This window comes from Streptomyces thermocarboxydovorans (genome assembly GCF_039524635.1).
Classification (GTDB): Bacteria; Actinomycetota; Actinomycetes; order Streptomycetales; family Streptomycetaceae; genus Streptomyces; species Streptomyces thermocarboxydovorans.
Map to the genome: position 1 here is coordinate 67,577 of NZ_BAAAGU010000006.1, position 21,357 is coordinate 88,933.

The following is a 21,357-nucleotide window of genomic DNA, read 5'->3' on the forward strand; positions in this document are numbered from 1 at the left end:
CTGCCTGTGGACAACTCCCGCCAGGGACACGTCACAACACCTCTGACCTGCCCCTTCACTCCCACATCCCCGGCTGTCACTGCCGTCCTGTTGTATGGAGCGCATGGAGCACACCAGCAACACGGATCTCCGGGCAGCCGCCGATGCCGTCCTCGCCCGTCTCGTCGGGGACACCTCGGGCGAGGCGCGGCTGCGTGAGGACCAGTGGCGGGCCATCGAGGCACTGGTCGCGGACAGGCGCCGGGCCCTGGTCGTCCAGCGCACCGGCTGGGGCAAGTCCGCGGTCTACTTCGTGGCCACGTCCCTGCTGCGCGCGCAGGGCAGCGGTCCCACCGTGATCGTCTCCCCGTTGCTGGCGCTGATGCGCAACCAGGTGGAGGCCGCGGCCAGAGCCGGGATCCACGCCCGGACGATCAACTCCGCCAACATCGAGGAGTGGGACGCCGTCAAGGGCGAGATCGCCGCGGGTCACGTGGACGTCCTGCTGGTGAGCCCCGAGCGGCTGAACAACCCCGAGTTCCGCGACGAGGTGCTGCCCGAACTGGCCGCCACGACCGGCCTGCTCGTGGTGGACGAGGCCCACTGCATCTCCGACTGGGGTCACGACTTCCGCCCGGACTACCGCCGGCTGCGCACCATGCTCGGTGACCTTCCGCCCGGCGTGCCCGTGCTGGCCACCACCGCCACCGCCAACGCGCGGGTGACCGCGGACGTCGCCGAGCAACTCGGCACCGGCGGCAGCTCGGACGCCCTGGTGCTGCGGGGCCCGCTGGACCGCGAGAGCCTCAGCCTCAGCGTGCTGCGCCTGCCGGACGCCGCCCACCGGATGGCCTGGCTCGCCGACCACCTGGACGAACTGCCGGGCTCGGGGATCATCTACACCCTCACCGTGGCCGCCGCCGAGGAAGTGACGGCGTTTCTGCGGCAGCGCGGCCACACCGTCGCCTCCTACACCGGCAAGACGGAGAACGCGGACCGGCAGCAGGCCGAGGAGGATCTGCTCGCCAACAAGGTGAAGGCCCTGGTGGCCACCTCCGCGCTCGGCATGGGCTTCGACAAACCCGACCTCGGCTTCGTGGTGCATCTCGGCTCACCGTCCTCCCCCATCGCCTACTACCAGCAGGTCGGCCGTGCGGGGCGCGGCGTCCGCCACGCCGAGGTTCTGCTGCTCCCGGGCAGTGAGGACGAAGCGATCTGGGAGTACTTCGCCTCTCTCGCCTTCCCCTCCGAGGAGCTGGTGCGCCGCACACTCGACATCCTCGCGGGCGCGGACCGGCCCCTGTCGCTTCCCGCCCTCGAGCCCCTGGTCGAACTGCGCCGTTCGCGGCTGGAGACGATGCTGAAGGTCCTGGACGTGGACGGGGCGGTGCGCCGGGTCAAGGGCGGCTGGATCGCCACGGGGCAGCCGTGGACGTACGACGCCGAGCGGTATGCGTGGGTGGCCCGCCAGCGCAAGGCCGAGCAGCAGGCGATGCGCGAGTACGCGGAGACCACCGGCTGCCGGATGGAGTTCCTGCAGCGGCAGTTGGACGACGAGACGGCCAAGCCCTGCGGCCGCTGCGACAACTGCGCCGGCCCCCGGCACACCGCCGAGACGTCCGCGGGCGCGCTGGCCGCCGCCCGCGACGACCTCGGCAGGGCGGGTGTCGAGGTGGAGCCCCGGCGCATGTGGCCCACCGGCCTCCCGGCGATCGGCATGGACCTCAAGGGCCGCATCCCCGCGGCCGAACAGGCGGCGCAGGGACGGGCCCTGGGCCGGCTGTCGGACATCGGCTGGGGCAACCGGCTGCGCCCCATGCTCGCTGTCCAGGCACCGGACGGGCCGGTGCCGGACGACGTCGCCCGCGCCGTGGTGGGCGTGCTGGCCGACTGGGCCAAGGGTCCCGGCGGCTGGGCCTCCGGAGAACCAGACGCCCCGCCCCGGCCGGTCGGCGTGGTCACCGTCGCCTCGCACACCCGGCCCCAGCTGATCCATTCGCTCGGCGCGCGCATCGCGGAGGTCGGACGTCTGCCACTGCTGGGCACCGTGGAGTACACGGATGACGCGCGTCCGCACCAGGCGTCCCGGAGCAACAGCGCTCAGCGCCTGAAGGCCCTCGACGGAGCGCTGACCGTGCCGCACGCACTCGCGGCGACGCTCGCCGACGCGCCGGGCCCCGTTCTTCTCGTGGACGATTACACGGAGACGGGCTGGACCCTCGCGGTGGCGGCGCGGCTGCTCAGGCGGGCCGGTTCCGCGGGCGTCCTGCCGCTGGTGCTGGCCGTGCAGGGCTGATGGCGTGCCGCCCGGCGAGAAGATGCCGGAACTCTCCGCGCACGCCTCTGGACGCCGCGCATCCATGTGCCGTACGAACGTGTCGTGCTCGAACGCCTCGTGCGTGACCCGGTCATTCCCCTTCCGGGGATATAAGCCACTCAACGCCAAATAGCGGTCTGCCGCCTCAATTGCTCGTTGCCGCATCCAAGTTCGACAGGAAGAATTGAAGGCAGCACCCGCACGGCTCGTCGGCCGCTCCGGTAGGGCTCAGTTGCGTGCGCGCTCCCCCGAATCCGACCCGCCCGCAGTGTGGGCGTAGCCGAAGGGAGGACCGTGACCTTCGGATTCGCTCCGTCCTCGGCGGCTTCCTTGTCGACGCCCGCCGCTTCCGCCACTCGTGTGCTCGAACCCGCGGAGTGGGCCGCCGCGGGAATTCCCCTGCTGCGCAACCCGCGTGAGGTGGTCAGCGGACTGCACGCCCGGCACCGACCCTCGCCGGCGACCGCGGTCGTCGCCGTGCTCGATCCCGACGAGCGTCTGCGGGCGAGCGCCTCGTTCACCCGGCGACCCGCACCGGCGGACGGCTGGATGTTCCGCAACGCGCTGCTCGCCCAGCTGCGCCGTGTGATCCCGCACGATCTGCGCCGCCGCACCCCCGTGCGCACCGCGGTCCTGATGTACTGCCGTGACGGGGACGCGCGTTGGACGGAGGAGGACGGCGCGTGGATGTGGGGGCTGCGGGACGCCTGCACGCTGCACGGACTGCGCTGCGGGGCGTACATCACGCTCACCCGTGACGGCTGGCAGGTGCTGGGCGAGGGCCGCGGCGGACGCCGCCCCAGCGCCGACTCGGCACCGGAGCCGTTCGCCACGTCGGAGGCCCCGCCCCGAATACCGCGCACCGGTGGCGCGGCATCAGAGGTCCTCCGCCGCGCAGCGGCCCGCTGAACAGTGCCGGGCTGACTGCTGAGCAGTACGCCAGGCCCGCCCGACGAGCAGTTCACCGCCCCTGGCGGCTTCCCCTGCCGTTCCCGTACGTGCGAACGGCTCGTACCGTACGCCCGACCGGCCCCGCCGCTCACCGCCCGTGCGCCGGGAACGTAAGCCGCCGAACTGCCCCTGACCCGAGCACAGCCCCCTGCGGGCGCCCCTTCCGCCCGCCGTGGGCGGAAGGGCGTCCGCTCAGACGCCCGCGCCCAGCACCGAGTTGATGCGCTTCGGGTCGCCGCAGACGATCAGCAGGGAGCCGGCCTTGGAGTGCGCGAGGGACAGGGCGGAGGCGGCAGCGGCCTCCGTGCCGCCGTTGACGGCGACCACGACGACCGGCCGCTTGGCGGCGCGGTCGGCGACGGCGGCGTCAGCGTAGAAGACGTCGTCGCCCGCGTCGTGCTGAGCCCAGTAGGAGTCCTCCCCGAAGGACAGCTCGTGGGCGGCCCACGGGTGCTGCTCGCCGGTGGTGATGACCAGCACGTCACCGGGGGCGCGACCCGAGTCCAGGAGCAGGTCCACGGCTTCCTCGGCGGCGTCGAGCGCCCCCTGGGCCGAAGCCGGGATCAGCTGGATCTGCGGCGTGGCCGCGGCGGAGGCGGCCGGAGCCTTCGGACCGGGCTTCGGGCCGGGCTTGGGAGCGGCGGCGCCGTCACTCGGAGACCGTTGGGCGGGCGGCGTGGGCCTCAGAGGGCCGGGGCGTCCGCCGGGACGCGACGGAGCCGCGGGGCGGGGACCGGGTACGGGGCGGGGGGTCGGCGCGGTGCGGCCGCTGGCCGGTGTGGCGCGGGGACCCTGGGCACTCTCGTGAATCTGAGGCTCCTCGGGAATGAGAGGCATGAGCTGATTTTTATCAAACGTTGGTACGGCTGACGCCGCCGGGTGGCACTTGCGTACGAGCGGAACCGTCAGAAATCGAAGCCGAGCTGACCCTCGATCTCCGGAACGCTTCCGTTCGCCACGGTGCGGACCTTCTTGAGGTGCCGCCACTGGGGCAGCGCATCAAGATACGCCCAGGACAACCGGTGGTGCGGAGTGGGTCCCCGAACCTCCAGCGCGGCCCGGTGCACGGGCGACGGATACCCGGCGTTGTCCGCGAAACCGAAGTCTGCATGGTCGACGCCCAGTTCGGCCATCATTTTGTCGCGCTGGACCTTGGCGATCACCGAAGCCGCTGCGACGGCCACGCACGACTGGTCGCCCTTGATGACCGTACGGACCCGCCAGGGAGCGCCCAGGTAGTCGTGCTTGCCGTCGAGTATCACGGCGTCGGGACGGACCGGCAGCCCCTCGAGGGCCCGGACCGCCGCAAGCCGCAGCGCGGCTGTCATGCCGAGGCCGTCGATCTCCTCGGGGGAGGCGTGGCCCAGGGCGTACGCCGTCACCCACGACCGCAGCGTCTCTGCGAGTTCGGTGCGCCGCTTGATCGACAGGAGCTTGGAGTCGGTGAGTCCCTCGGGGGGCCGGCGCAGTCCGGTGATCGCCGCGCAGACAGTGACCGGCCCGGCCCACGCACCGCGGCCCACCTCGTCGATGCCTGCAATGATCTTCGCCCCGGTCGTGGCGCGCAGTGAGCGCTCGACGGTGTGAGTGGGTGGTTCGTACGGCATGGCGTGCTTAGCGTACGCCGCGGGGAACGGCGGACGACAGGCCGGTTCCCGGTGTGACATCACGACCTCCGCAACACCGGTACAGAACCTCTACGGCCGCAGCAGCGGCATCATCAACTGGTCGGTCATCTCCTCGATATCGGCGTCCGGCCATTCGCTCCCGCACACCTTCGAGCGGTACATCATCATCGCCGGGACGGCGTCGAAGACGTAGCCGTTCGCCGCGTCGGGCCGCACCTCTCCTCGCTCGATCCCGCGCTCGATCGCGTCTCGCAGCAGCCCGATGACCGGTTCCACCAGCCCTTTGAAGATCACCCCGTGGAAGCGTTCGGCCTGCGCGGCGTCACATTCGTGAATCACCGCCCGCAGGGCCGCTCCGGGCGGCGAGTACATCGCGTCCCGCGCCCGCCGGCACAGCTCCAGCAACTCCTCGCGCACGCTGCCCAGGTCCGGCGCCGCGGCGAGCTGCGGCAGACCGGCCCGCAGGGCGTCGGCGACCAGGTCCTCCTTGGAGGGCCAGCGGCGGTAGACGGCGGCCTTGCCGGTCTGGGCGGCGGAGGCGACGCCCTCCATCGTCAGGCCGTTCCAGCCGACCGTGCTGAGCTGTTCCAGAGCGGCGTCGAGGATCGCGCGTTCCAGCACGGCACCGCGGCGACGGGAGGGGGCCGTCTGAGCGTGGGCGGTCGCCCAGCTCGAAGTAACCATCTGACTCTCTCCAACGAGCAGATCAAGCGGGTTTTGCGGGGATCGGGGACGGCCCGTCCGGCACCTGAGGGGGACGTACCGGGCGGACTCGCACTCAGTGAACGCTTGCGTTCACTGTCTCAGGACTCCTACGGTTGAGCACAGCAGTGAACGCGAGCGTTCACTATTGCGCTTATGGGGGACCATAGTGACTACCTCTCCGTTGATTCAGGACCGAAAGCCCGGTGCGGCTCGCCGGGACGGTCATCCCGGCATCGCCCTCACCGTCATCGCTGCCTGCCAACTCATGGTGGTACTGGACGCGACGATTGTGAACATCGCGCTGCCACACATCCAGAATGCACTCGAGTTCAGCACCACGGACCTCACCTGGGTGGTCAGCTCCTACACCCTGACCTTCGGCGGTCTGCTCCTGCTCGGCGGCCGGGCCGGCGACATCCTCGGCCGCCGCCGCGTCTTCATGACCGGCATCCTGCTGTTCACCCTGGCCTCGCTGCTCGGCGGACTCGCCCAGGAACCCTGGCAGCTGCTGGCCGCACGCGTCCTGCAGGGCGTTGGTGGTGCGATTGCCTCGCCCACCTCGCTGGCGCTCATCACCACCACGTTCCCCGAGGGGCCGCGACGCAACCGGGCCTTCGGAGTCTTCGCCGCGGTCTCCGCCGGAGGCGGCGCCGTCGGCCTGCTCGCCGGCGGCATGCTCACCGAGTGGCTCGACTGGCGATGGGTGCTCTTCGTCAACGTGCCGATCGGTGTCCTGATCGCCGTGCTCGCCCCGCTGTACATCAACGAGTCCGAGCGGCACACCGGCCGCTTCGACGTCGCGGGCGCGGTGACCTCGACGGCCGGTATGGCGTCGCTCGTCTATGGCTTCATCCGGGCGGCCGACGAGGGCTGGCGGGACAACCTGACCATCGGCTCCTTCGCCGCGGCTGCGGTGCTGCTGGCGGCCTTCGCCCTCATCGAGAGCCGCGCCAGGGAACCGATCACGCCGCTGCGGATGTTCGCCGACCGCAACCGCTCCGGCACGTATGTGATCATGCTGAGCCTGGCTGCGGCGATGTTCGGCATGTTCTTCTACATCGTTCTCTTCGTGCAGAACGTGCTCGGCTACAGCCCGATCGAGGCGGGTCTCGCCTTCCTGCCCGTGACGGTCGTCATCGCTCTCGGCGCGGGGCTGTCGCAGCGCTTCCTGCCGGTGTCCGGCCCCAAGCCGTTCATGCTGGCCGGCACGACGCTCGCGGCGCTGGGCCTCGCCTGGCAGAGCCTGGTCAGCTCCGACAGCTCCTATGCCGGTGGTGTCCTCGGCCCGATGCTGATCTTCGGCTTCGGCATGGGCCTCAACTTTGTGACGCTGACGCTCACCGCCGTCTCCGGTGTGGCGCAGCACGAGGCCGGTGCCGCCTCCGGGCTGCTCAACGCGACCCAGCAGGTCGGCGGCTCGGTGGGGCTGGCCCTGCTGACCACGGTGTTCGGCACGGCCAGCAGGGACGAGGCGGAGAAGCAGATGCCGAGCTTCCTGGCCGAGGCGACGCCGCAGCAGCAGGCCGAGTTCGCCCAGACGCATCAGCTGCCCGCCCCCTGGGGCCACGAAGTGCTGGCGCAGGGCATCTCGACGGCGTTCATCCCAGCCGCCGCCATGGCCGTCCTGGCGCTGGTCACCGCTGGGCTGGTGATCAGGGTCCGCAAGAGCGACCTGGAGGCGCTCTCCGGCACGGCCGGGCCCGGTATGGGCTGAGCCCGGAGGCCGGCGGGCTCGGCCCGGCGGCACACCGGCCCGCCCACGGGGGTGGGCCGGAGTGCGCCGGGCCGCCCCCGTGCCGCCACCGCCGACAGGACCGGCAGGACTGACAAGACCGCGAGGAGCGGCAGTAAAAGCAGGTCGACGAGCAGTACGCCCATGTCCACACCCCCGTGACTCGATGACCGACCTGGCTCGTGAGCGCCCGTGCGGCTCGGTCGGCCGAGCACATCGAGACCCACACCCACTGAGGGCCCACGGCTCACACAGCGGTTGTCCTCACAACGAGCGGGCGGTCACGCAGAGTTCCCGGGATGCACGGAGAGTATCGAAGAAGCTGCTCACACCGAGGCCGGCACCCAGTCCGGCAGTGGCTCGACCCGGTCGGTCCATTCGGCGGGCGGCGCTCCCGCCTTGCCGGCGGCGATCACGCCGCCCACGATGGCGCACGTCGTGTCGATGTCCCCGCCCGCCTGTGCGGTCGTCCAGAACCCCTGCTCGTAGTCGCCCAGGGCGCGCGCGGCCGACCACAGGGCGAACGGCACGGTGTCATGGGCCGACGTGCGGCGGCCGCAGCCGAGCACGGCGGCCACCGTCGCCGGGTCGCCGTAGTCGAGCATGTCCTTGGCGCGGCGCAGCCCCGCACCGACCGCGCTCCTCCGGGGCACCAGGTCGATCACGCCGTCGAGCAGGGCCTCCGCGCCGGGCGGGCCGCCGGGGGCGGCGGCGAGAGCGGCCGCCGCGGCGACGGCCATGGCGCCGACCACGGCCTCGCGGTGCTGATGGGTGGGGTAGGCGGAGATCTCGGCCTGGTGGGTGGCCTGCTCGGGGTCGTCGGCGTACCAGGCGCCCAGCGGGGCGATGCGCATGGCGGCGCCGTTGCCCCAGGAACCCTGGCCCTTGAACAGCGCGGCGGCGAGCTCACGCCAGTCACCGCCCTCGCGGATCTGGCGCAGCAGGCGGGTGACGGCGGGGCCGTAGCCCCGGTCGAAGTCGTGGTGCTCGGCGAAGGACCACGCGAGGGCGTCCTGGTCGATCCGGTGGTGGTCGACGAGGACGGCGACCACAGAGCAGGCCATCTCCGTGTCGTCGGTCCACTGCCACGGTCCGGGGGGCAGCTCACGGCGCTTGAGCAGCGGGTAGTTCACCGGCACGAAGAACTGGGAGCCCAGCGCGTCCCCCACCGACAGTCCGCGCAGGCTGGCGAGGGCGCGCTCCAGGCGCCCGGCAGGAGAGGAGTCAGCGGTCATCGCCCTGCCACCCTATCCAGTGATCCCGTCCATCCACTGACTTCTTGCAGGCTCGCGCCACCGTTCGAAAGGTTTATCAAGGGTGTACTTGCCGTTCTCCCCCAGAACGAGCATCCGTATCTCGGCGTTCCCGGGGTTGGACAGGGACTCGAACTCCGCCACGGTCCAGTGGAACCACCGCATGCAGAACAGCCGCATGGCCAGGCCGTGGGTCACGATGAGCACGTTGGGCGGGTGATCGGGGGCCTCGAAGCTGCGGAACAGGCTCTCCAGGAAGTTGCCGACCCGGTCGTAGACGTCGGCTCCGGACTCGCCCTGGGCGAAGCGGTAGAAGAAGTGGCCATAGGCGTCCCGGTAGGCCTTCTGCAGGCGCACGTCCTCGCGGTCCTGCCAGTTGCCCCAGTCCTGCTCGCGCAGCCGGGGCTCCTCACGGACGCGTATGAGCTCCGGGTCGAGCCGGAAGGCCTGCAGCGTCTGAAGGGTGCGGCGGTAGGGGGAGACGTACACGCTGACTCGTTCCCGGCCGAAGAGCTCGCGCAGCCGCTTGCCCGTCTCCTCCGCCTGCTGCCAGCCGCGCTCGGTGAGGGCCAGCGCGTGATCGGGTTCGCGCTCGTACACGGAGTCATCAACATTGCCCGTTGATTCGCCGTGCCGGACAAGGACGATGCGCCGTGGTCGTGCCATGCCAAAACCCTAGTCGCAGGCGTCCGGGCGCTCACGGCGGGCATCCGGCGGCCCGTGCTCAGACCGTCCAGCCGAGCCCGCGCTCAGACCGTCCAGGCCGGTTCCATATCCACCTCACACCGTCCAGGCCGGTTCCATGTCCACGATGTCCCCGGTGAGGGCCGCGACGTCGGCCTCGGTCTGGGCCCGCAGGGCGAGGCGCTCCACCCGCTCGGTGCGGTACTTGCCGTGCTCGGCGGCGGAGCGCCACATGGACAGCACCAGGTACTCGTGCCCGGGCGCCTCGCCGAAGAGGCCGCGGACCATGCCCGGTGAGCCGGCCATCGCCGGGTTCCACACCTTCTCCTGCATGAGGACGAAGTGTTCCGCCCGCTCCTCGTGCACCCGGCACAGCGCCACCCGCAGCAGGTCGGCGTCGGTGAAGCGGGGCTCGAATCCGGTCTTCACGTCGAAGCGGTACTCGAAGAGCCTGACCTGCGCGTTCTTGAAGGTGCCCGACTGGGCCGCGGCGAGGCGGTCGTGGGAGCGCGCCATGAACGAGTCGTAGAAGGCGCGGCTCTCCCAGAAGGAGAATATGTGCGCCACATCCGGCCGGCGGCGGCTCCAGCCACCTCCCTGCGCGCGAAACCCCGGCTCCCCCAGAAGCCCCGCCCACTTTCGCTGTCCCCGTTCAAAACCGCGGCGGTCCACCACGGTGCAGCGAATCCACTTGACCAGCACCGCGCCATCGTAAGGCCACGGAGCGTGGCGCCGGTCCGGCTCGTCGTCACCGCTTACCACCAGAAGATCCCTCGTGCGTGGCAGGATGGACAAACCTCCGGGAGGCAAAGGCAGTTGGGGAGAGCTGGCCGGACGGTCACGGGAAAGGGGAAGTCTGGTGAACGGCCTCAGCAAGGGCATCCGCAAGGTCGAGATCGCGCTGCGGTGGGACCCGAGCCCGCCGGGGGAGCCGCCCACGGATCTGGACCTTGTGGCCGCGCCCTATCTGGCGAGCGATCCCCATGGTGATCCCGCCTATGTGGTGCACTTCGACAGCCGCTCCCCCGACGGCACGATCACCCTCAACCGGGACAGCACCGACGGCAAGGGCTTCGGCTACGACGAGGTCATGACGGTGGAGCTGGACCGGCTGGCCGAGCGGTACGGACGCGTGGTGGTCGGCGTGGTCATCCAGCAGCATCAGACGCCGCTGACGTTCTCCGGTGTGGCCAACCCCGGGCTGCGCATCCGGGAGGGGTACGACGTCCTGGCCGAGGACGACTTCGGCGGCGTGCAGGGCGCCACGGCGGCGACGGTGGCGGAGTTCGTCCGCGAGGGAACCGGCCCGTGGGAGTTCCGGCCCGGCGTCCAGGGCTTCGACGGGGACCCGGCCGACTTCGCCCGCACGATGGGCGCGACCCGCCGCTCCTGAGCCGGGCCGGCCGGGCCCGCCGCATGGCTTCGTCCAGGGAACGGTACGCGTCCCGCGACAGCACGAGTGAGGGGCGCCGACCCGGTGGTCGGCGCCCCTCACTCATTCAGGACTCATCCAGCACCCGGAGCAGAGCCCGGCGTCAGCTGCAGCCGCTGGTCGAGCCGCAGCCCTCGCAGATGTAGCAGGAACCGGCGCGCTGCATCTTCGTGCCGCAGGAGAAGCACAGCGGGGCGTCGGCCTGGATGCCCAGCTGCATCTCCACCAGTTCGGCGCTGGTGTGCGCCTGCTGCGGGGCGGGCTTGGCCGCCTCGGTCCCGGACTTCGGCGTGTTGACCGCCTTCAGTTCCTGGGCGCGCGGCGCCGACTGGGCCAGGCCCTCGACGTCGACCTCGTCCTCGGCCGGCTCGTAGGAGCCGGTCTCCAGGTGACGCTGGCGCTCCTCGGCCGAGTGGATGCCGAGCGCGGAGCGCGTCTCGAAGGGCAGGAAGTCCAGCGCCAGGCGACGGAAGATGTAGTCGACGATCGACTGCGCCATCCGCACGTCCGGGTCGTCGGTCATACCGGCCGGCTCGAAGCGCATGTTGGTGAACTTCGAGACGTACGTCTCCAGCGGCACGCCGTACTGCAGGCCGACCGAGACAGCGATGGAGAAGGCGTCCATCATGCCCGCGAGGGTCGAGCCCTGCTTGGACATCTTCAGGAAGACCTCGCCCAGACCGTCGTCCGGGTAGGAGTTGGCGGTCATGTAGCCCTCGGCGCCGCCGACCGTGAAGGAGGTCGTGATGCCGGGCCGGCCCTTGGGGAGGCGACGGCGGACCGGGCGGTACTCGACGACCTTCTCGACCTTGGCCTCGGAGGACTCCTGGGCCTTCTCCTCCTTCGCCTCCTTCTTCTTGGCGGAGAGCGGCTGGCCGACCTTGCAGTTGTCGCGGTAGATGGCGAGCGCCTTGACGCCCATCTTCCAGGCCTCGAAGTAGATCTCCTCGACCTCCTCGACAGTCGCCGACTCCGGCATGTTGACCGTCTTGGAGATGGCGCCGGAGATCCACGGCTGGATCGCGGCCATCATGCGGACGTGGCCCATCGGGGAGATGGCGCGCTCGCCCATGGCGCAGTCGAACACCTCGTAGTGCTCGTGCTTGAGGCCGGGGGCGTCGATCACATTGCCGTGCTCGGCGATGTGGGCGACGATCGCCTCGATCTGCTCCTCCTGGTAGCCCAGGCGGCGCAGGGCCTGCGGAACGGTGCCGTTGACGATCTGCATCGAGCCGCCGCCGACCAGCTTCTTGAACTTGACCAGCGCGAGGTCGGGCTCGACACCGGTGGTGTCGCAGCCCATCGCGAGGCCGATGGTGCCGGTGGGGGCGAGCACGGACGCCTGGGAGTTGCGGAAGCCGTTCTTCTCGCCGAGGCGGAGCACGTCCTGCCAGGCCTCGGTGGCGGCGGCCCAGACGGGGGTGTCCAGGTCGTCCATGCGGACGGCCTTGTCGTTGGCGTCGGCGTGCTGCTTCATGACGCGCTTGTGGGCGTCCGCGTTGCGGGCGTAGCCGTCGTAGGGGCCGACCACCGCGGCCAGCTCGGCGGAGCGCCGGTAGGCGGTGCCCGTCATCAGGGAGGTGATGGCACCGGCGAGGGCGCGGCCGCCGTCGGAGTCGTAGGCGTGGCCGGTGGCCATCAGCAGGGCGCCGAGGTTGGCGTAGCCGATGCCGAGCTGGCGGAAGGCACGGGTGTTCTCGCCGATCTTCTCGGTCGGGAAGTCCGCGAAGCAGATGGAGATGTCCATCGCGGTGATGACCAGCTCGACGACCTTCTGGAAGCGCTCGGTGTCGAACGACTGGTTGCCCTTGCCGTCGTCCTTGAGGAACTTCATCAGGTTCAGCGAGGCCAGGTTGCAGGACGTGTTGTCCAGGTGCATGTACTCGCTGCACGGGTTCGACGCGGTGATCCGGCCGGACTCGGGGCAGGTGTGCCAGTTGTTGATGGTGTCGTCGTACTGGATGCCGGGGTCGGCGCAGGCCCAGGCGGCCTCGGCGATCTTGCGGAAGAGCGCCTTGGCGTCGACCTCCTCGATGACCTCACCGGTCATCCGGGCGCGCAGCCCGAACTTGCCGCCCGTCTCCACGGCCTTCATGAACTCGTCGTTCACGCGGACCGAGTTGTTGGCGTTCTGGTACTGGACGGAGGTGATGTCCTCGCCGCCCAGGTCCATGTCGAAGCCCGCGTCGCGCAGGACGCGGATCTTCTCCTCCTCCTTGACCTTGGTCTCGATGAAGTCCTCGATGTCCGGGTGGTCCACGTCGAGGACGACCATCTTGGCAGCGCGACGGGTGGCGCCACCGGACTTGATGGTGCCGGCGGAGGCGTCGGCGCCGCGCATGAAGGAGACCGGGCCGGAGGCGTTGCCGCCGGAGGAGAGCAGCTCCTTGGAGGAGCGGATGCGGGAGAGGTTCAGGCCGGCGCCGGAGCCGCCCTTGAAGATCATCCCCTCTTCCTTGTACCAGTCGAGGATCGACTCCATGGAGTCGTCGACGGACAGGATGAAGCAGGCGGAGACCTGCTGGGGCTGGGACGTGCCGACGTTGAACCAGACGGGGCTGTTGAAGCTGAAGATCTGGTGCAGGAGGGCGTAGGCCAGCTCGTGCTCGAAGATCTCGGCGTCGGCGGGCGAGGCGAAGTACTTGTGGTCCTCGCCGGCCTTCCGGTACGTCTTCACGATGCGGTCGATCAGCTGCTTCAGGCTGGTCTCGCGCTGCGGGGTGCCGACGGCACCGCGGAAGTACTTGCTGGTGACGATGTTGACCGCGTTCACCGACCAGAAGTCGGGGAACTCGACGCCGCGCTGCTCGAAGTTGACCGAGCCGTCGCGCCAGTTGGTCATCACGACGTCACGGCGCTCCCAGGCCACCTCGTCGTAGGGGTGGACTCCCGGAGTGGTGTGGATGCGCTCCACACGCAGCCCCTTGCCCGCCTTGTTGCCCCTGGCTCGGGAACTCCGTGCCGGACCGCTCGCCGTCTCTGTCATGCCGCCTCCCTGTACGGGCGAAAACGCCCTGAAGTGCCCCGTTGTTCCCGTGGCACGGTGTTCTGTCCTGATGTCGCGGGCACCCACGCGCACTGCCCGCGACTGGTCTTCTCTCGCCGCCGCCCGACTGGTCCCCTTGAAGCCGGTTCCGGGCGGTCCTCGCCGGTCAGCCGGCGGTGTGGGCGGGCTCGGGGACCTGCGCCGCCCCCGCGGACCCGCTGTCGTCTTCCTGGCTCCCCGTACCGGCTCCCGCGCCGCCCTCGTCGTCCGCGGCGGCTTGCTCCGCCCGCCTGAGTTCCGCGATCGCGGCCTCGAAGTCCTCGAGCGAGTCGAACGCCCGGTAGACCGAGGCGAACCGCAGATAGGCCACGAGGTCGAGCTCCTGCAGCGGGCCGAGTATGGCCAGTCCCACGTCATGGGTGGTCAGCTCGGCGCTTCCGGTGGCCCGCACCGCCTCCTCGACGCGCTGGCCGAGCTGGGCGAGCGCGTCCTCGGTGACCGGCCGGCCCTGACACGCCTTGCGCACACCGTTGATGATCTTGGTGCGGCTGAAAGGTTCCGTGACTCCGGACCGCTTGACCACCATGAGCGAGCACGTCTCCACGGTCGTGAAACGACGGGAGCAGTCAGGGCACTGGCGGCGCCGGCGGATCGACGTGCCGTCGTCGGTCGTCCGGCTGTCCACGACCCGGCTGTCGGGGTGCCTGCAGAAGGGGCAGTGCATGGACTCCAACCCTCCTCACAGCAGACTCAATAGCCTCGCCGGGCCACTCGGGCCCCACGAAGCAGCTCCAGCATAGGCGATCTCGACGGCCGCGGAGACCCGGGGGACCACAACTTCTGGGCTGCTGCGGCAATCCAACCACTAGATGTGGGGATTGGCTCATACATACACGCCGTGCACGCGTGCCGCGTGTCGTCACGGAAGGAGAAGCCCACAAGCGCCCGGCCGGCCCTCCGCCCGCGGGGGCGTTTGAGGAGATGGCGTGCACGCCCGAAGAAGGGGACGTGCGGCTCCGGGAGAGAAAAGCGGGCCGTTCCCCGCGCCGCCCCGGGCGTGATGGCAGACTGGGGCCACCACCGAGGCCGCCGCCCCGGCGGTGAAGAGTACAACAACCGAATGGCCTGTTTGCCGGGCAGTAAACCCGCTCGCCAATACACCGCAGCACAAGATCACGAAAGTCAATTCGCGATTTTTCACTCGAACGTGTGTTTGGCGCAACCTTTCGAAAGCAACTACCGTTGTGCTGCAGGGAGACCATCGAGAGGGGCCGACGTGACCACCACCGCAGACAGTGCCGCCATCACTGCCCAGGACCGCTCCCAGGGCCGACTCGAGCCGGTGCACGCCATGAACGAAGCCAACCCCGAGGCGCACAAGCGCTCCCTGCCGGGCCGACCTCCCGGCATCCGGGCGGACAGCTCCGGACTCACCGACCGCCAGCGCCGGGTGATCGAGGTCATCCGGGACTCGGTACAGCGCCGCGGCTACCCGCCGTCGATGCGCGAGATCGGTCAGGCGGTGGGTCTCTCCAGCACTTCCTCGGTGGCGCACCAGCTGATGGCACTGGAGCGCAAGGGCTTCCTGCGCCGCGACCCGCACCGCCCCCGCGCCTACGAGGTCCGCGGCTCCGACCAGGTCGCCTCCGTCCAGCCCACGGACACCACCGGCAAGCCGGCCGCGTCCTACGTGCCGCTGGTCGGCCGTATCGCCGCCGGTGGGCCGATCCTCGCCGAGGAGTCCGTCGAGGACGTCTTCCCGCTCCCGCGCCAGCTCGTGGGCGACGGTGAGCTGTTCGTCCTCAAGGTCGTCGGTGACTCCATGATCGAGGCCGCGATCTGCGACGGCGACTGGGTCACGGTCCGCCGTCAGCCGGTCGCCGAGAACGGCGACATCGTGGCCGCGATGCTCGACGGCGAGGCCACCGTCAAGCGCTTCAAGCGCGAGGACGGCCATGTCTGGCTCCTCCCGCACAACTCGGCCTACGAGCCCATCCCCGGCGACGACGCGACCATTCTCGGCAAGGTGGTGGCCGTCCTGCGCCGCGTCTGAGCACGGGCCGCGGGGCCGGCCGCCCCGCCCAGTGACCGGACCCCGGAACCCCTGCGCCGGTTCCGGGGTCCCACGCTGTCCGGCTCCGCCGCGCAGGCGGACCCCGGTGACAGACGGTGAGGGATCGCGGGGTAGCCTGCCGCGGGCGCGGCAGGCTACCCCGCGATCCCTGCACCTACGCCTGGGCCGCGGCCTCGGTCTCCGCCTGCTTGGCCGCCGCGTCGATCGCGGCCAGCGACTTCCGCACCTGATGACGGTCCGTGGTGTACCAGAAGTCGGGCAGTGACGCCTTGAGGTAGCTTCCGTAGCGGGCCGTCGCCAGCCGCGGGTCCAGTACGGCCACGACCCCCCGGTCGCCCGAGGCCCGCACGAGTCGGCCCGCGCCCTGTGCCATCAGCAGCGCCGCATGCGTGGCGGCGACCGCCATGAACCCGTTGCCGCCCGCCTCCTCCACGGCCTTCTGGCGGGCGCTCATCAGCGGGTCGTCCGGACGCGGGAACGGGATCTTGTCCATGACGACCAGCTGGCAGCTGGGCCCCGGGACGTCGACGCCCTGCCAGAGCGACAGCGTGCCGAACAGACACGTCCTGGGATCGGCGGCGAAATTCCTGATCAGCTCACCGAGCGTCTCCTCCCCCTGCAGCAGGATCGGGAACTCGGGGATCCGGGTGCGCAGCTCCTCGGCCGCGAGCTGGGCCGCGCGCATCGAGGAGAACAGACCGAGCGTGCGGCCGCCCGCCGCCTGGATCAGCTCGGTGAGCTCGTCGAGCATGTCCCCGCGATCGCCGTCACGGGCGGGCCGGGCCAGATGCTTGGCGACATAGAGGATGCCCTGCCGGGGATAGTCGAACGGCGATCCGACGTCGACGCCCTTCCACTTCGGCAGGTCCTCGTCCTCGGCGCCCTCGGGTCCCAGACCCAGCGACGCACCCACGCCGTTGAAGTCGCCGCCCAGCTTCAGCGTCGCCGACGTCAGCACGACCGGGCGGTCGGCGAACAGCTTCTCCCGCAGCAGACCGGAGACCGACAGCGGGGCGACCCGCAGAGACGCGCCGAACCGGTCGTGCCGCTCGTACCAGACCACGTCCCATTCGGAACCGTTGGTGATCCGCTCCGCCACATCGTGCACGGTCTCCACGGAGGCCAGCGCCTGCTTGCGGACCGCGTCCTCGTCCTGCACGGACTTGTCGCGGGTGGCGCCGATCGCCGAGATCACCGTCCGGCAGGCGTCCCGCAGCGCCATCAGCGCATAGCCCAGATCCTCCGGGATCTCCTCCAGGCGGCCGGGGAGCGCCAGCTCCATCAGCCGCTCGAAGCCCTCGGCCGCGGTCTGGAGCTGGTCGGCGGCCTTCTCGTTGACGAGCTTCGCGGCGCGGCGCACCGCACGGTTGACCTGACCGGGCGTGAGCTCGCCGGTGGCGACCCCGGTGACCCGGGAGACCAGCTCATGGGCCTCGTCGACGATCAGCACCTCGTGCTGCGGAAGCACCGGCGCACCCTCGATGGCGTCGATGGCGAGTAGCGCGTGGTTGGTGACGACCACATCGGCCAGCTTGGCGCGCTCGCGGGCCATCTCGGCGAAGCACTCGGCGCCGTAGGCGCACTTGGTGGCGCCCAGGCACTCCCGCGAGGACACGGACACCTGCGCCCAGGCGCGGTCGGACACGCCCGGGGTGAGGTTGTCCCGGTCGCCGGTCTCCGTCTCGTCCGCCCAGTCACGCAGGCGCAGCAGATCCTGGCCGAGCTTGCTGGAGGGGGCGGCCGCCTCGAACTGGTCGAAGAGCCCCTCCTCCTCGTCCTGCGGCATGCCCTCGTGCAGCCGGTGCAGACAGAGGTAGTTGGACCGGCCCTTGAGCATCGCGAACTCGGGGCGACGGCGGAGCAGCGGATGCAGGGCCTCCACCGTGCGCGGCAGGTCGCGCTCCACCAGCTGGCGTTGCAGCGCGAGGGTGGCCGTCGCCACGACGACCCGCTCCCCGTGGGCGAGCGCGGGCACCAGGTAGCCCAGGGACTTGCCGGTGCCCGTGCCGGCCTGGACCAGCAGATGGGAGCCGTCGTCGATCGCCTCGGCGACGGCCTCGGCCATGGCCACTTGGCCGGGGCGCTCCGTACCGCCGACGGCAGTGACGGCAGCATGCAGGAGTTCGGGGAGTGAGGGCTTTGTCATAGCGCGACCACCCTACGTCCCGGCACTGACAATCGGGCGATCACGGCGGGACAGGGGGCGGCGATCACGAGCGGGCTCCTCGGGCGGGGGTAGGGGTGGGCGGGGTGCGGCACGCCGTGGGTGGGGTGCAGCGGGCCATGGGTGGGGTTGCCGTGACTTCGGGGTGGTCACGGGACGGAAATTTCCTCGGAGAAAGGTGGAACCGATCCGGCGGCTGCGGTGTACCACATGTGAAAGCGCGGTGACACTGCGCTACAGCTGATGACGCAGAGACCGGTCCCGGACCATCAGGGCCGCCCGCTTGTCGGGCAGCTCGACCTCTGCGGAAAACCGGAAGCCAGCGGAAAGGAAGGCGGCGATGGAAGGGACGTTGCGCAGGTCGGGTTCCGCCAGCACGCGCATGCAGTCGGGTCTGCGGTCGAGGATCAGGTCGGCCACGGCCCTGATGAGCACACCGCCCAGGTGCCGCCCTCGGTCCCGGGCGGGACCGATCAGCAGGTGAATGCCCATGTCGTGCGGCAGCACGGAGCAGTGGCGGGCCAGCGGATCGAGGTCGGCCCGGTAGATCTCCCAGTAGCTCATCGGCTCACCGTTGAGCGTGCCGAGGCACGGCATGCCGCGTCCGTCGCCGCCGAGTTGAGCCCGCACATGGCCGGCGGTGACGGACGGAGGCCCGGCCAGCTCCCAGAAGGCGGAGACCGCGGGGTCGTTCATCCAGCGCGACAGCAGCGGCAGGTCGGAGCCGAGACGGACGGGGGTGAGGCGGAAGCTGCCCACGGAGGTCCGCACCGGGCCCCAGTCACCGACGTCGTCGAGCAGCCCACCGCGGCGGGCGTCGGGGCCGCCGTCGGCGATCGCATCCGGGAGAGCCACGAGGACGCTCCTTCCGGGAGGTGGAAGAGCCGGGAGGCCGAGAGCCAAGAGGTGAAGGAACAGCCAAGAGGCGAAGGAACAGAGCAGGTCAGGATCGAAGCGGATTGGCGATGGTGACGTAGACGGACTGGGTGTCGACCGGGCCGATCAGCTCGTCGAGGCCGTACAGCCGGGTCAGCAGGTTGGCCTTGCAGCGCAGTACCGGTGAGTCGAGCAGTCGCGCGGGCAGGGTGCTGCGTGTCCGGTCGGGGCCGCGGGAGACCTCCTCGAGGAACCGGCGGAAGGTGGCGAGCAGCAGCCGCTCGTCGGCGAGGCACTGGGAGCCGAACGCACCGATGAGGCCGAAGACGTTGTTGATGGCGAGGTAGTAGGTGAACCGCTCGTCCGTGACGTCGTCGGAGACGAAGGTGTCGCTCTCCTCGCCGATACCGGGCAGCCGGGCGTCGAGTTCGGGGCGCCGGGAGGCACGGAAGTAGTAGCCCTGGTTGTCACGGTACCGGCCCCCCGCGGGCCAGCCGTCGGCGTCCAGCAGAACCAGGGTGTTCTGCTGATGCGCCTCCAGAGCGATGCCGGCCTCCCCGTCCAGCCACAGCACGGGCCGCACCACCAGGTGCAGATAGCGCAGGAACCATTGGACGGCGACGACCGGGCGAGGCCGGCCGGTCCGGGCGGCGAGGCGCGTGACGAGTCCGGCCAGCCTCGACGGCATGCCGTGAGCGGGCGCCTCGGCGTCACGGAAGGTGCCGGCGGCCGTGGCTGCGCCGGAGCCCGGCCCGGCGCAGGGGCGGGGTGAGAGAAGGCCGGCCACGCAGGCCGCGTCGTCCTCAGGCCGGAACGGGTTGTGCCGGATCACGACGTCGAGCCCGGGCACGGGTTCGCCGTCCGGGGCGTCCACGGCGAGCCAGGCGGGGTCACGAACGATGTCGAAGCCGGGGTGCGCTGCTTGCCACTGCTGGGCGAGTCCGGTGCGCAGCAGGCGGTGGACCTCGACACCGCGGTGAAGTTCCTTGCGGAGGTTCTCCCTGCGGGAGTTGGTGATGCGTAGACCGAGCGAGAGCTTCAGCATTGCCGGGGCGCCGGTGCGGTGGACGGTGCGTACGGAGGAGGTGGGGTGCCAGGGGCTGCCGTGGCTGCCGAGCGGGCGCAGCAGGCCGGCGTCCAGCAGCGCTGTGACTTCGGGGCGTTGCTGGAGCTCGCGCCACTGCCAGGGGTGCACGGGGAGGGCCGTGCAGCCGTCCGGCAGGGGAAGCCCGGGGCCGGCAAGACGCTCGGTGAGGCGGGCCGCGGGGACTCGGCGTCCGCGTTCGGTCCAGGCGGAGTCGGAGACGAGAACGGAGGGGGCGATGGCCACCCAGTGCAGGGGGAAGGCACCGCGCAACTCGGGTGAGTACGGCGCTGCTTCGGCGTCCGAGAGGCCCTCGCGGCTCTTCGGGGCCGGATGGAGCGGGTGTCCGAGAACGAGTGCCTGTTCCGCGGAGAGGAAGAGGTCGGGACCGTCGTCGGGGTGGTTACGGCGGTCGGTGATGAAGGTGGCGGTGCGGCGCACGGAGTCGGCGACGCGGGCCACGAGGTCGGTGCCGTCGACGGTGATGCGGTGTCCCGTCGCGGCACCGGCTCGATCGTCGCCCGGCATCTGGGGTCGGCCGGTCGCGTTGGCGGCCTCCCTGCTGAGCAGGGCGGCGACCAGAGTGGCGTCGGCAGGCGGTGCGTTGTGCGGGGCATGGGCCAGGCGGGGGTGGCCGAAGCGGTGCCATCCGGTCGGGGACCAGTACAGGACAGGGACGAGCAGGGCCGTGCCGCTGGCCGGCAGGGGGATGTGCAGCGTGGGCCCGTCGGGGGCGGGCAGGGCTGCTTCGCGGACCCAGCAGCGCAGCAGGTTCTCCACGCCCGCGGCCTCGGCCGCACGGTACGCCTCGGGGTGCTCCAGGGGGTCCGGGGCCGGGTCCCGGTACCCATCGGCGTCCAGGGGCGCGCTCGCCTGGTGCGGCAGCCCAGCGTTCATGGAGCGGGCCGCGCCATCCGTGCCGGCCGGGCCGGAGTTCCCCGCCCGGGGTGAAGTGCGGTCGTGCGGGGTGGGGATGGACTGCAAGGCGGCTCCTTGTGGGGTCGGTCGGCCGGGTGCCGGCGCGGTTCGGGGGCGTTCGGTGGCCGTGGTCGCTGCTTCCGGGCGACCGGGCGGAGTACCGCCCCGGAAGAGCAGCCGCCGGTCGTACTCGGTGGGACGGTCCCGGGCGCCGGCTGCCCGTCACCTCGGGCACGGGCTACGGTCATGGGGAGGAGTAGGGCTGCTCCACGAGCAGGCGGTCTGCTCGGAGTTGGACGGACGCGGCTTCCCCGGCATCCCCCAACCCCGGGCTCACCTCTGTGGATTCCGCCATCGCTCTCCGCCCTCCGCCTGTCTCGGGCCGGCCACAGCTGGGGGCTCCGTGCACGGACAGCGGTCCCCCCACCGCTACCAACCGGTGACGGTCGAGCCGGTTACGGGTTGCCTCAAGATCCGTGCCGTGACGGAACCGTTGCCGTTCCGTCGGAAGTCCCCCACAGCGACCGCATAGTGTGTGGTGCCGTTCCAAGACCGCGAGCCGGTCCGGACTCCA

General features: G+C 70.8%; 16 protein-coding genes. 5 read left to right on the forward strand and 11 right to left on the reverse strand.

What is annotated here, in order from left to right:
- Positions 1-103 precede the first annotated feature (103 nt).
- Both ABD198_RS04120 and ABD198_RS04125 read left to right on the forward strand, forming a co-directional pair.
- Positions 104-2,275 (forward strand): RecQ family ATP-dependent DNA helicase, encoded by a 2,172-nt coding sequence (locus ABD198_RS04120; protein ID WP_343997942.1) that lies wholly within the window; start codon positions 104-106, stop codon positions 2,273-2,275.
- A gap of 315 nt (positions 2,276-2,590) precedes the next feature.
- Positions 2,591-3,205, forward strand: a complete 615-nt coding sequence (locus ABD198_RS04125; RefSeq protein WP_343997943.1) for a hypothetical protein — start codon at positions 2,591-2,593, stop codon at positions 3,203-3,205.
- A gap of 234 nt (positions 3,206-3,439) precedes the next feature.
- On the opposite strand, the gene ABD198_RS04130 is transcribed toward ABD198_RS04125, so the two are convergent.
- The 3 genes from ABD198_RS04130 to ABD198_RS04140 form a co-directional block, all read right to left on the reverse strand.
- Positions 3,440-4,084, reverse strand: coding sequence for a hypothetical protein (locus ABD198_RS04130; protein WP_343997944.1), 645 nt, complete (start codon positions 4,082-4,084; stop codon positions 3,440-3,442).
- Positions 4,085-4,152: 68 nt separating this feature from the next.
- Entirely contained in the window at positions 4,153-4,854 is a 702-nt protein-coding gene (locus tag ABD198_RS04135) for a ribonuclease HII (protein WP_343997945.1), read from the reverse strand.
- 90 nt (positions 4,855-4,944) lie between these two features.
- Positions 4,945-5,559: a TetR/AcrR family transcriptional regulator gene (locus ABD198_RS04140; RefSeq protein ID WP_343997946.1), complete on the reverse strand. Its 615-nt coding sequence runs from the start codon at positions 5,557-5,559 to the stop codon at positions 4,945-4,947.
- Positions 5,560-5,746: 187 nt separating this feature from the next.
- Here ABD198_RS04140 and ABD198_RS04145 point away from each other — a divergent pair, with 187 nt between their 5' ends.
- Complete coding sequence (locus ABD198_RS04145) at positions 5,747-7,294, forward strand: MFS transporter (protein WP_343997947.1); 1,548 nt, start codon at positions 5,747-5,749, stop codon at positions 7,292-7,294.
- 344 nt (positions 7,295-7,638) lie between these two features.
- Here ABD198_RS04145 and ABD198_RS04150 read toward each other — a convergent pair whose 3' ends face one another.
- The 3 genes from ABD198_RS04150 to ABD198_RS04160 all read right to left on the reverse strand — a co-directional run bounded on the left by ABD198_RS04150 (position 7,639) and on the right by ABD198_RS04160 (position 9,951).
- The gene (locus ABD198_RS04150) at positions 7,639-8,547 is read right to left on the reverse strand and encodes an ADP-ribosylglycohydrolase family protein (RefSeq protein WP_343997948.1); all 909 of its coding nucleotides are present in this window, start codon (positions 8,545-8,547) and stop codon (positions 7,639-7,641) included.
- A gap of 12 nt (positions 8,548-8,559) precedes the next feature.
- A complete protein-coding gene (locus ABD198_RS04155; protein ID WP_343997949.1) occupies positions 8,560-9,231 on the reverse strand; it encodes a histidine phosphatase family protein in 672 nt (223 codons plus the stop codon).
- Between the two features lie 114 nt (positions 9,232-9,345).
- On the reverse strand, positions 9,346-9,951 hold the full coding sequence (locus ABD198_RS04160; protein ID WP_343997950.1) for a YdbC family protein: 606 nt from the start codon (positions 9,949-9,951) through the stop codon (positions 9,346-9,348).
- A gap of 157 nt (positions 9,952-10,108) precedes the next feature.
- Between ABD198_RS04160 and ABD198_RS04165 the strand changes: the two genes are divergently transcribed.
- Positions 10,109-10,642, forward strand: a complete 534-nt coding sequence (locus ABD198_RS04165) for a TerD family protein (protein WP_343997951.1) — start codon at positions 10,109-10,111, stop codon at positions 10,640-10,642.
- A gap of 142 nt (positions 10,643-10,784) precedes the next feature.
- Here ABD198_RS04165 and ABD198_RS04170 read toward each other — a convergent pair whose 3' ends face one another.
- On the reverse strand, positions 10,785-13,667 hold the full coding sequence (locus ABD198_RS04170; RefSeq protein ID WP_343997952.1) for a vitamin B12-dependent ribonucleotide reductase: 2,883 nt from the start codon (positions 13,665-13,667) through the stop codon (positions 10,785-10,787).
- 166 nt (positions 13,668-13,833) lie between these two features.
- Positions 13,834-14,391, reverse strand: coding sequence for a transcriptional regulator NrdR (gene nrdR, locus ABD198_RS04175; protein ID WP_343997953.1), 558 nt, complete (start codon positions 14,389-14,391; stop codon positions 13,834-13,836).
- A gap of 552 nt (positions 14,392-14,943) precedes the next feature.
- On the opposite strand from nrdR, the gene lexA reads away from it, so the two are divergent.
- Positions 14,944-15,720: a transcriptional repressor LexA gene (gene lexA / locus ABD198_RS04180; protein ID WP_343997954.1), complete on the forward strand. Its 777-nt coding sequence runs from the start codon at positions 14,944-14,946 to the stop codon at positions 15,718-15,720.
- A 175-nt stretch (positions 15,721-15,895) separates the two neighbouring features.
- Here the strand turns inward: lexA and ABD198_RS04185 are convergent, their stop codons facing one another.
- From ABD198_RS04185 to ABD198_RS04195, 3 genes are all read right to left on the reverse strand, one after another.
- Positions 15,896-17,887 (reverse strand): ATP-dependent DNA helicase, encoded by a 1,992-nt coding sequence (locus ABD198_RS04185; protein ID WP_343997955.1) that lies wholly within the window; start codon positions 17,885-17,887, stop codon positions 15,896-15,898.
- A gap of 252 nt (positions 17,888-18,139) precedes the next feature.
- Entirely contained in the window at positions 18,140-18,823 is a 684-nt protein-coding gene (locus ABD198_RS04190; RefSeq protein ID WP_425580413.1) for a GNAT family N-acetyltransferase, read from the reverse strand.
- Between the two features lie 25 nt (positions 18,824-18,848).
- Complete coding sequence (locus ABD198_RS04195; protein ID WP_425580408.1) at positions 18,849-20,849, reverse strand: IucA/IucC family protein; 2,001 nt, start codon at positions 20,847-20,849, stop codon at positions 18,849-18,851.
- Positions 20,850-21,357: the final 508 nt, after the last annotated feature.